Here is an 11,447-nt window from a genome sequence, read left to right on the forward strand (position 1 = left end):
TCGATGATCAGGTGAAGGTGCGCGGCTATCGGATCGAACTCGGTGAGATCCGGGCCGCGTTGACCGCTCATCCGGTGGTGTCCGACGCGGCGGTGGTCGTGACCGAGGATCAGCGTCTGGTCGCGTATGTGGTGGGTGAGACGGACGGTCTGCGCGAGGCGGTCGCGGGTGTGCTGCCCGAGTACATGGTGCCGTCCCTGTTCGTGGAGCTGGAGAAAATCCCGCTGACCGCGAACGGCAAGCTCGACCGGCGTGCTCTCCCCGATCCGGAGACCGGCACGTCGGACGCGTACATCGCGCCGCGCAGCGAGATCGAGGAGAGCGTCGCGGGCATCTGGGGCCAGGTCCTGGGACTGGACAAGGTCGGCGTCGAGGACAACTTCTTCGAGCTCGGCGGCCACTCCATCCTCGCCGTACGGCTGATCTCACGGCTCCAGGCCGAGTACGACCTCGATCTGCCGGTGCGGGTCGCCTTCGAACGGCCCACCGTGGCGCAGCTCGCCGTGGAGATCGAGGACCGGGTGCGGGCCGAGATCGACGCGCTCCTCACCGAAGCGCCCTGAGCGCTCCCGCCCGCCCCGCCATCAGCCCACGAGAAGGGACCCCCATCGTCATGGGATCCGTGCGACACCTCATCTCCATCACCGACCTGACCGACGACGAGCTGCGCGGGATCGTGGCGCGAGGCGTCGCGTTCGCCTCCGGCGAGCGGGCGAGGACCATGGACGGCGCCGTCGTCGGCGTCTACTTCCGCCGTACGTCGACCCGCACCCGCACGGCGTTCACGGCCGGCGCGCTGCGGCTCGGCGCGCAGACCGTGACGTTCGGGCCGGCCGATCTGCAGACCAATACGGGCGAGACCAGCGAGGACACCGGACGGGTGTTCGCCGGGATGCTGGACCTGCTGGTGGCCAGGACCGCCGACGCCACAGAGGAACTGCGCACCTGGGCGTCGGCCGGTGACATGTCGGTGGTCAACGCCATGAGTGCCGAGGAGCACCCCACGCAGGGGCTCACCGATCTGACCACGCTGCAAAGGCACTTCGGGCGAGTGGACGGCGTACGGCTGCTGTACGTCGGCGAGGGCAACAACAGCGCCGCCGCCCTGGCGCTGGCCCTTACCCGCTTTCCCGGCACCGAACTGGAGCTGCGCACACCGCCCGGCTACGGTGTCGCGCCCGACGTGCTCGCCCGGGCCACGGAGCAGGCGGAGCGAAGTGGTGCGAAGGTCGCCGAGCGGCACGACATGAGCGCGCTGCCCGCCGACCTCGACGCCGTCTACACCACCCGCTGGCAGACCACCGGAACCAGCAAGCCCACCGAGGACTGGCGGGAGGTCTTCGCTCCGTTCCAGGTCACCCGTGACCTGTGGGAGGGCAGCCCGAAGGCCGTGTTCCTGCACGACCTGCCCGCCCACCGCGGCGAGGAGGTCACCGCCGAGGTGCTCGACGGGCCGGTGAGCATCGCCTTCACCCAGGCCACGCACAAGCTGCACAGCGCGATGGCTGTGCTGGAGTGGTGCTGGGCGGGCAGTCGATGAGCACGGAACTCCAGGTGCGGGACGGCGGCGAGGAGAAGCCGCCTCCGCTGCGCAGCAACGTACGCTTCCGGCTGCTGTGGGGCGGATCCGCGCTCTCGGTCATGGCGGAGCGCTCCTCCAGCATGGCCTTCACCCTGCTCGTCCTGTGGCACACCGGGTCGAAGAGCGCGGCCGGACTGGTCGGCTTCAGTGCCCTGCTGCCCATGCTGGTCATGCAGTTGCCGGCCGGTGTACTGGTGGACCGCTGGGACAGACGGCGGGTGATGCTGTTCTGTGTGGCGGGCCGGGCGCTGGCCATCGGGTCGGTCGCGGTGTCGCTCGTCGGGGACGACGTGCGCGTCTGGCACATCGCCCTGGTCGCCTTCGTCCAGGGCAGTCTCACCGTCTTCTACCAGCTGTCCGAACGCGCGGCGGTACGCGGTGTCGTACCGCCGCAGCAGGTGTCGACCGCGATGGCGCAGAACGAGGCGCGGTCCCGGGCCGTGAACTTCGTCGGACATCCGGCGAGCGGTGTGCTCTTCGGCCTGTCGGCGTGGGTACCTTTTCTGTCCAGCACAGGCCTCTACCTGCTGTCCCTGCTGACGCTCACCCGGCTGAGGATCCCGAAGCGGCAGTCCGGCGGCGCCGGCAAGAGCGCCCGGGGGATGCGTGAGGAGATCTCCAGCGGACTGCGCTGGGTGTGGGAGCGCGCCTACTTCCGCTCGGCACTGCTCGTCATCGCGGGGAGCAACCTGGTCTTCCAGGGACTCATCCTCACGGTCGCCGTGCTGGTCAGGGAGCAGGACAGACCGGCGAGCACGGTCGGCCTGATCATGGCGGCCGGCAGTATCGGCGGACTCCTCGGGGCCTTCAGCGGAGGGTGGCTGACCAGGCGGCTGCCGATGCGGCGCGTCATGATCTACGCCCATGTCGCCTGGGCTCTGATCATGCCCGGAACGGTATTTCTGCTTCATCCGGTGACACTTGGGATTCTCTTCTTCATAACGTCGCATATAGGAGCGGCTGTTACCGTCTGCGGCATGTCCCATCAGGTGCGCATCACACCCGACGCCATGCAGGGGAGGGTCGGCAGCGTCGTCATGCTCCTGGTTTCCGGGGCGAGTTCGGTCGGCGCGCTCGGCACCGGCTTTCTCCTCGAAGGTGTCGGCACGCGCGGGACACTGGCCATCGCATCCGGAGTGATGGCCCTGCTCGCCGTGGTGGCGACCGTCGTGTTCACCCGCCGAGGGGCGGAGCTCGAAGACCGGAGCGCCCAGGACGAGGCGTCCGGACATCAGCGGGAGCTGACGGCCGGTCCCCCACCACCATGACGCTACGGAGAATCGATGAATGACGCAGTGCGGCTGGAGTCGCTCAGCAAGACCTATGGTTCGGGCAGCGGCGCGGTCGGCGCGTTGCGCGACGTGGGCCTGTCCTTCCCACGCGGCAGTTTCACGGCCGTCATGGGGCCTTCGGGTTCGGGCAAGTCCACACTGCTGCAGTGTGCCGCCGGGCTCGACCGGCCCACGTCCGGGCGGGTGTTCATCGACGGTACGGACATCGGCGGCCTGAACGAGACCCGACTGACCGAATTCCGCCGGGAGTCCACCGGCTTCGTCTTTCAGGCGTTCAACCTGCTGCCCTCGCTGACGGCCGCGCAGAACGTCGGGCTGCCGCTGCGGCTGGCCGGCCGCAAACCCGGTCGCCAGCTGGTGCTGAAGGCCCTGGCCCAGGTCGGCCTGGAGGATCAGGCCCACAAGCGGCCCAGCCAGCTCTCCGGCGGCCAGCAGCAACGGGTCGCGGTGGCCCGTGCCTTGGTCACGCGTCCGGCCGTGCTCTTCGCGGACGAGCCGACCGGCGCGCTCGACATCACGACCGGACGTGAACTGCTCGAAGTCTTACGGAAGCTGGTGGGCACCCCGGTGACCGGGGAGCGGGGGGTCGACGACCCCGAGCCCGACCAGCCGACCACGATCGTGATGGTCACGCACGACCCGAACGTGGCCGCGTACGCGGACCGCGTGGTGTTTCTCGCCGACGGCGCGCTGGTCGGCGAGCTGAAGGACCCGACGGCCGAGGCGGTCGCCGCCCGCATGACCGATCTGGCGGTGTCGTAGTGCTCGGCATCGCCTTTCAGACGCTCCGGGCGCGCTGGGTGTCCTTCCTCGGCACCATCGTGGCCCTCGTGCTCGGCGTGGCACAGGTCGCCGCGATGGGCATCCTGCTGATGACCATGCTCGATCTGCCCGACCGGCCGCCTGAGCGGTTCGCCCAGGCCTCCGCCGTCGTGCTGCCCACCGACCCCGACTGGAACCCCGCCCACCACGACCTCGGTGTCCGCTCGCTGCCCGAGGCCGAAGGCGTCTCCCCCGACCTGCTCGACCGCGTCCGGGCCACCGGTGAGACCGTCGTCGACCGGGCCTTCTACGCGCAGCTCCACGACGGCCCGCGCAACCAGGTCGGTCACCCCTGGGCGGTCGCCCGCTTCGGCGGCTACCACTTGACGAGCGGCTCGCAGCCGTCGGGCGACCACGAGATCGTCGTACCCTCCGACCAGGCGCACACCGGCGACAAGGTGACGGTCATGACCGCCGCCGGCGTCTCCCCCTACACGGTGTCCGGCACGGTCGCCCCCGTCGGCTGGGAGAACGCGGTGTTCTTCGGGGACGCCGAGGCGGCCCGGATCTCCCCGCGCGTCCAGGCGCTCGTGGCGCTCGGTCCGTCCGCCCAGGTGCGCGAGGCCGTCGGCAAGGACGCCGAAGTCCTCACCGGCAGCGACAGGCACAAGGCCGACGCCAGCGAGGCGGAGGACCGCGAGACCCTCGACAACACCATCACGCTGGTCCCGGTGATGGCGTCCGTCGCGGGCACCACCTCCGTGTTCGTCGTCGCGTCCACGTTCGCCTTCGCCGTCATCCAGCGCCGCCGCGAGGTCGCGCTCCTGCGTACCGTCGGCGCCACGCCCAAGCAGGTCCGCCGCATGATCCGCGGCGAGGCCCTGCTCGTCGGCACCCTGGCCTCCGCGCTCGGCGCGGCCCTCGGCCTGTACGGGGCCCAGCTGCTCACCGACATGCTCATCGACCTCGACATCTCACCGCCCTGGTTCCAGGTGCGGACGTCCCTGCACTGGACGGTGACCGCCCCGCTGGCCGGCGCGTTCCTCGTCGGCGTGCTGGTCGCGCTCTGCGGAGCCGCCACCGCCGCGTATCGCGCCGGACGGGTGCGACCCGTCGAGGCGCTGCGCGAGGCCGCCGTCGACGACTCCGGGATGACACCGTCGCGCCTGCTGATCGGCGCCCTCGGTATCGGAGTGGGCGTCGGCCTCGCCGCATGGATCGCGGTCGGCAAACCGGCCACCATCCTCTCGCCCAACACCTACGTCACCGAACTCCTCGTCCCCGTCCTGGCCGCCGCCGTCATCGCCCCCCTGGCGATCGGCCCACTGGCCCGGCTGCTGATGTGGCCGTTCCGCAACACGGCGGGACCCACCGCGATGCTCGTGCGCGAGAGCGTGCTCAGCTCACGGCGCCGCACCGCCGCCACCGCGGCACCCATCCTGCTCACCGTCGGGCTCGCCCTGTCGCTGCTCGCCGCCACCGACTCACTCGGCGCGGCCCGCGACCACGGACTGCGCAACCAGATCGCCTCCCCGTACGCTCTCGCCCCCGACGGCACCCCGGGCATCAGCCCCGAAGTCGTCGACAGGGTCAAGAAGATCGACGGCGTACAGATCGCGGCACCGCTCCTCACCACCGTCTACACCCGCGACGAGGACCGCTACGACGAGAACGACGGCATGGTCGTGGACACATCCGTGCTCAAGTCGACGATGGACCTCACCATCACCCAGGGCTCCCTGGACAAGCTCGACGACGACAGCATCGCCGCCCCCGACCTGTGGGGCTGGGACGCCGGCACCTCGCGGAAGATCCTGCTCGGCGACGGCTCCGAAGCGACACTGAAGGTCGCGGCGGTCTACAAGGCCATGCGCGGCGAGGACGTCGCCTACCTTCCGGAGCGCTTCGCCGCCTCGGCCGCGTACGCCCGGGACGGACTGGCCCGGCGCGCCTACATCAACCTGGAACCCGGCACGGACAAGGCCGCCGCGACCGCGGCGATCACCAAAGCCGTCCAGGGCAGCGGGGCCCACTTCCTGACCCGCGCCGAACTGGTCGCCTCGGAAGCCGCCTACGCCCGCCATCTCATCGAGGTGCGGCAGCGCTCAACGGCCGTGATCGTCGTGCTGTTCTGCTTCATCGCGATCCTCAACACCCTCCTCATGGCGACCGCCGACCGCCGCCGCGACCTGGCGGTCCTGCGCCTGGCCGGAGCCACGCCCCGGCAGGTCGTACGGTTCTTCGTCGCCGAATCCCTGCTGGTGGCCGCCATCGGTGTCGTCCTCGCCCTGATCGCGTCCGCCCTCAACATCGCCGCCCTGTGGGCGGCACTGCTCCAGCTCTTCGGTACGACCCCGATCGTGGCGCCCTGGCTCGTGGTCGTCGGCATCGCCGCCGTCTCCACGGTCCTCGCCGTCATCGGTACGGTGCTGCCGGTCACGGCGGCACTGCGCTCCCGGATCGTCCAGCTCGTGGGCGCCCGGGAGTAGCCCCGGCCGGTGGTGCTCGCGCGGCGCGCGAGCTCCTGTCCCGAAAGACCGCGCGCGGCCTGGTCCCTCCCCCCGTGGGGACCGGGTCGCGCGCTTCGTCGTGCCCGGCGCGCCACCTGCAAACCCCCGCACCCGTACGACAGTTCGCGTAGAGGCGCGGTATAGGCCCCCACCGGAAGCTGACGACGGATCCGGAATCGCCTTCCGGTCCGCTGTCCGAACAGACATCCGAGAGGGAGAGCCGACATGGCTGACGAGCAGACCGACGACCGCGTGTACCGGGTGGTCCTCAACGACGAGGAGCAGTACTCCATCTGGGCCGCGGACCGGGACCTGCCCGCGGGCTGGCACGCGGAAGGAACCGAGGGGACCCGGCAGGAGTGCCTGGACCGTATCGAGGAGGTCTGGACGGATCTGCGCCCGGCAAGCCTGCGCCGCCGCATGGAGCAGGCGTCCGCCTGACCCGCGCACTCCGCACAGCCACGCACACGCACACAGCACCACGGCCGGAAACAGAGAAGCACACGGTGGGGGAGGAGCGCTCAGCATGAGCACGGGCGAAGTTCGTACGGGCCAGGAAGCCGGGGACCAGCGCGAGGAACTGGTGCGCGCCCGGCTCGCCGGCGCCCGCCGGGGGCGGCGCGCCGCACTGCGGCGGGCCGACCGGGACGGCCCGCTGGCCCTCTCCCACGGCCAGCAGCAGATGTGGTTCCTCAGCCGCCTCGACCCGGACAGCTGGGAGTACAGCGTCCCGGTCGTGCTGCGGCTGCGGGGACCGCTCGACACCGACGCACTGCGCCGCGGCTTCGAGGCCCTGCGGTCCCGCCACGAGATCCTCCGCACCCGCTACCGCCTCGACGGCGCGGAGCCGGTCCAGCTCATCGACCCGCCGGGCCCGTTCGACCTCCCCGTCGACGACCTGACCGGTCTCGCCGACGGGCCGGAGCGGGAGCGGCGGGCGCTCGCCCTGGCCGAGGCCGAGCCCGGCCGCCCGTTCGACCTGGAGCGGGGCGACCCACTGCGTGCCCGGCTGATCCGCGTCGCGGACGACGACCACATCCTCGCGGTCGTCCTGCACCACGTGGCCTGCGACGAATGGTCCGTCGGGCTCCTCCTCGGCGAACTCGCCGCCCTGTACGAGGCGTTCGGCGCGGGCCGGCCCGACCCGCTCACCCCCGTCGACTTCCAGTACGCCGACTACGCGGCCTGGCAGCGTTCCCGCCTCGCCGACGGCACGCTCGACACCCATGTCACCTACTGGCGCGAGCAGTTGCGGGGCATCGCCCCGCTGGAGGTGCCCACCGACCGGCCCCGCCCCGCCACCCGCAGCTGGGCGGGCGACGCCGTTCCCGTCACCCTGACCGCCCCGCTCGCCGAACGCCTCCGCGCCCTCGGCTCGGCGCACGGCGCCACCCTCTTCACCACCCTGCTCACCGGATACCAGGCCCTGCTGTCCCGCTACACCGGACGCGACGACATCCCCGTGGGCACCGTCGCCTCCGGCCGCGGCCGCCCGGAGCTGGAGCAGCTCGTCGGCTATGCCGTCAACACCCTTGTCCTGCGCGGCCGCTGGCAGGGCGACCCGTCGTTCCGCACCCTGCTCGACGGCACCCGCGACACGGTCCTGGACGCCTTCGACCACCAGGAGTACCCCTTCGCCCGGCTGGTCGACGAGCTCCAGCCCGAACGCGACATGTCCCGCACCCCGCTGTGCCAGGTCGCCTTCACCCTGCACCAGGAACGTACCGAGGGATTCCGGCTCCCCGGCGTGGCCGCCGAACCGCTGCGCGCCCCCTCCCGCGTCTCCCGCTTCGACCTCACCCTCCAGCTCGGCGAGCGTGCCGACGGCTCCGTCCACGGCACGCTGGAGTACAGCACCGCGCTCTACGACCGGGCCACCGCCGAGCGGCTCGCCCGCCACTACGTACGCCTGCTGGAATCCGCCACGGCCGACCCGGACCGCGCGCTCTCTCTGCTCGACCTGCTCGACGACACGGACCTGGCCGTCATCGCCCCCGAACCGCGCCTCTTCCCGGACCCGGACCGATGCGTCCACCAGGTCTTCGAGGAACGGGCCGCCGCCACCCCGGACGCCACCGCCGTCGTCTGCGGCGGACAACGGCTCAGCTATGCCGAACTCGACGCCCGCGCCAACCGGCTCGCCCACCACCTGCGTGAACTCGGCGCGGGACCGGGCGCGTTGGTCGGCGTCAGCCTCGACCGCGGACCCGCCCTCCTGCCCACCCTGATCGGCGTCCTCAAATCCGGCGCCGCCTACCTCCCGCTCGACCCCGAGCACCCCGCGGAGCGCCTCGCGAGCACCCTCCAGGACGCCGGCGCCCGCATCGTCGTCACCTCCGACACGCACGCCGCCCACCTCGCCGCCGCCCACGACGGCCGGCTGGTGAACCTCGACGGCGAGCGCGAGAGCGCCGCCCTCGCCGCGGCGCCCACTACCGCCCCGGCCGTGGACGTCCGACCCGACGACCTCATCTACACCATCTACACCTCGGGCTCCACCGGCCGGCCCAAGGGCGTCGGACTCACCCACGCGAACGTGCTCCGCCTGTTCACCATCACCGAGGAGCACTACGACTTCGGCGAACACGACGTCTGGACGCTCTTCCACTCGTACGCCTTCGACATGTCCGTCTGGGAGATGTGGGGCGCCCTGCTGTACGGGGGACGTCTTGTCGTCGTCCCGCCCGACACCGCGCGTTCCCCCGAGGACTTCCTGCGCCTGCTCGCCGACGAGCGCGTCACCGTCCTCAACCAGACCCCCTCCGGCTTCCGCGGTCTGGTGACGCTGGCCGGGGACGGCCACCCGCTGATCGACGAACTCGCCCTGCGCGTGGTCACGTTCGGCGGCGAACGCCTCGACATGCCCGCCCTGCGCCCCTGGGTCGCGCGCCGCGCCCTCGACCGCACGGCCCTCATCAACATGTACGGCATCACCGAGACCACCGTGCACACCACCTACCACCCGGTCACGGACACCGACCTGGACGCCGACCACGGCAACGACATCGGCGTCCCGCTCCCCGACCTCCAGGTGCAACTGCACGGACCGCATGGCGAGTTGGTGCCCATCGGCGTCCCCGGCGAGATCCACGTCGGCGGACCCGGGGTCGCCCGCATGTACCTGGGCCGCCCCCGCCTCACCGCGGAACGGTTCATACCCGACCCGTACGGCCCGCCCGGCACCCGCCTCTACCGCAGCGGCGACCTCGCCCGCCGCCGCCCCGACGGCGGCCTCGACTACCTGGGCCGCATCGACCACCAGGTCAAGATCCGCGGCCATCGCATCGAACTCGGCGAGATCAAGGCCGCGTTGACCGCCCACCCGCTGGTCCGTGACGCCGTCGTCGTCGCCCGCGAGGACACCCCCGGCGACAAGCGGCTCGTCGCCTACGTCGTCCCCGCCGGCGAGGCCGTCGCCGCCCCCAGCGAACTACGGGCCCTGCTCGGCCGCACCCTGCCCGCCTACATGATCCCCACCGCGTTCCTCGCGCTCGGCAGGATCCCGCTCACCGTCAACGGCAAACTCGACCAGGCCGCCCTGCCCGCCCCCGACCGCGACGCGCTCGCCGTCGGGCGCACCCAGGTCGCCCCGCGCACCGACGCCGAAGAGCGGATGACCGACCTCTGGCGCGAGGTCCTCGGCATCGACCGCGTCGGTGTCACCGACAGCTTCTTCGACCTCGGCGGCGACTCGCTGCGGGCCGTGGCGCTGGCCGCGGCCCTGCGCGACGCCGATTACGACGTCACGGTCCGCGACGTCTTCGCGCACCGAACACCGGCCGACCTGGTCGAATACCTCACCGGCCGCCCGGCCCCGGCCCGCCCAGAGCCCGGCGTGACCCCCTTCGCGCTGCTCGCCGAGGAGGACCGCGAGCGCCTGCCCGAGGGCGTCGTGGACGCCTATCCGCTCGCCCAGGTGCAGCTCGGCATGGTCGTGGAGATGCTCGCCGACGACGGCCGCAATCACTACCACAACTCGACCTGCTTCCGGATCCTCGACGAGCACACCTTCTCCGCCGAGGCACTCCAGCAGGCGGTACGGGTCGTCATCGGCCGCCACGAGATCCTGCGCACCTCCTTCGCCCTGGACGGCTACTCGGTACCGCTTCAGCTCGTCCACGACCCTGCACGGGTCGACACCACCGTCCGCACACGGGATCTGACGTCCCTCGACGCGGCAGCGGCCGAACGCTCCCTGCGCGCCTTCATGACAGAGGAACGCGCCGAACTCTTCGACCTCACCCGCGCCCCGCTGATCCGCTTCTCCGCGCACACCCGCGACGACGGCAGCTGGTGGCTCACCCTCACCGAATGCCACGCCGTGCTGGAGGGCTGGAGCCACCACTCCCTCCTCATGGAACTCGTCACCACCTACCGGGCCCTTCGCGACGGACAGCCGCTCCAGGAGCCGGAACCGGCCGCCGTGCGCTATGCCGACTTCGTGGCCGCCGAGCTCAAGTCCCTCGACTCCGAGGAGGACCGCGCCTACTGGCACGGCATCGTGGAGAGCCACCCCAAGTTCGTACCGCCGGCCGGATGGGGCGACGACCCGCTCACCGCGCCGCGCGGTCTGCACCGGGCCTGGGTCCCCTACCACGACCTCGAAGCAGGGCTCCGCGCCCTCGCCTCCGAGGCCCAGGTTCCGATCAAGAGTGTGCTGCACGCCGCGCACCTCACGGTGATGAGCCGTCTCACCCCCGACGAGACCTTCCGCACCGGCCTTGTCACCAATGCCCGCCCCGAGGCCGTCGGCGCCGAACGCGTCCACGGCGTCTACCTCAACCCCCTGCCTTTCGCCTTCCGGCGCGGCGCCCGTACTTGGCACGACCTCGTCCGCCAGGTCTTCGACCAGGAGATCGAGGTCTGGCCGCACCGCCGCTATCCGCTCGGCGCCATGCAACGCGAGTTCGGCGCCGCGGAACGCCTCGTCGACGTCCGCTTCAGCTATCAGAACTTCCGGCAGGTCGACCAGGACGTCATCGACTACGCCGCCACCATCGACGACAGCCCCACCGAGTTCCCCCTCGGCGTCTCCACCCGTGCCGGCTTCATCGTGATCACTGCCAACCGCCACATCATCGGCCGCACCGGCGTCGACCGCCTGGCCTCGATGTACCGCACCGTCCTCGAAGAGATGGCCACGAACGCCGATGGCGACGCCGAACAGGCGATCCTGCCCGGCGGTGAGCGTGAGTTGGTGCTCTCCGCCTGGAACGACACGGTGGTGTCGGTGGGTGAGGTGTCGGTGCCGGAGTTGATCGCGGAGCGTGCGGCGGTGTCGCCGGGTGCGGTGGCGGTGGA

Annotated in this window: 7 protein-coding genes; all 7 read left to right on the plus strand. The window is 71.4% G+C overall.

Annotation, left to right across the window (positions count from 1 at the left end):
• Nucleotides 1-563: phosphopantetheine-binding protein (locus ACWD68_RS40755; RefSeq protein WP_451811527.1), on the plus strand; the 563-nt coding region annotated here is incomplete at its 5' end.
• Between the two features lie 50 nt (nt 564-613).
• The gene (locus ACWD68_RS40760; protein ID WP_451811528.1) at nt 614-1,540 is read left to right on the plus strand and encodes an ornithine carbamoyltransferase; all 927 of its coding nucleotides are present in this window, start codon (nt 614-616) and stop codon (nt 1,538-1,540) included.
• Nucleotides 1,537-2,850: an MFS transporter gene (locus tag ACWD68_RS40765; protein ID WP_451811529.1), complete on the plus strand. Its 1,314-nt coding sequence runs from the start codon at nt 1,537-1,539 to the stop codon at nt 2,848-2,850. Before ACWD68_RS40760 ends, ACWD68_RS40765 begins: the two co-directional genes overlap by 4 nt.
• Before the next feature lie 15 nt (nt 2,851-2,865).
• Nucleotides 2,866-3,636, plus strand: a complete 771-nt coding sequence (locus ACWD68_RS40770; protein WP_451811530.1) for an ABC transporter ATP-binding protein — start codon at nt 2,866-2,868, stop codon at nt 3,634-3,636.
• Nucleotides 3,636-6,125, plus strand: coding sequence for an ABC transporter permease (locus ACWD68_RS40775; RefSeq protein ID WP_451811531.1), 2,490 nt, complete (start codon nt 3,636-3,638; stop codon nt 6,123-6,125). The genes ACWD68_RS40770 and ACWD68_RS40775 overlap by 1 nt, the downstream gene beginning before the upstream one ends.
• Before the next feature lie 246 nt (nt 6,126-6,371).
• Nucleotides 6,372-6,587, plus strand: a complete 216-nt coding sequence (locus ACWD68_RS40780; protein ID WP_356759497.1) for an MbtH family protein — start codon at nt 6,372-6,374, stop codon at nt 6,585-6,587.
• An 85-nt stretch (nt 6,588-6,672) separates the two neighbouring features.
• On the plus strand, nt 6,673-11,447 hold a 4,775-nt coding region (locus ACWD68_RS40785), incomplete at its 3' end, for an amino acid adenylation domain-containing protein (protein WP_451811532.1).

This window comes from Streptomyces sp. NPDC005141 (assembly GCF_053599975.1).

What these genes read in the sequence shown, in the direction of transcription:
- ACWD68_RS40760 (WP_451811528.1), top strand. Translation starts at nt 614, where the DNA reads ATGGGATCCGTGCGACACCTCATCTCCATCACCGACCTGACCGACGAC.
- ACWD68_RS40765 (WP_451811529.1), top strand. Translation starts at nt 1,537, where the DNA reads ATGAGCACGGAACTCCAGGTGCGGGACGGCGGCGAGGAGAAGCCGCCT.
- ACWD68_RS40770 (WP_451811530.1), top strand. Translation starts at nt 2,866, where the DNA reads ATGAATGACGCAGTGCGGCTGGAGTCGCTCAGCAAGACCTATGGTTCG.
- ACWD68_RS40780 (WP_356759497.1), top strand. Translation starts at nt 6,372, where the DNA reads ATGGCTGACGAGCAGACCGACGACCGCGTGTACCGGGTGGTCCTCAAC.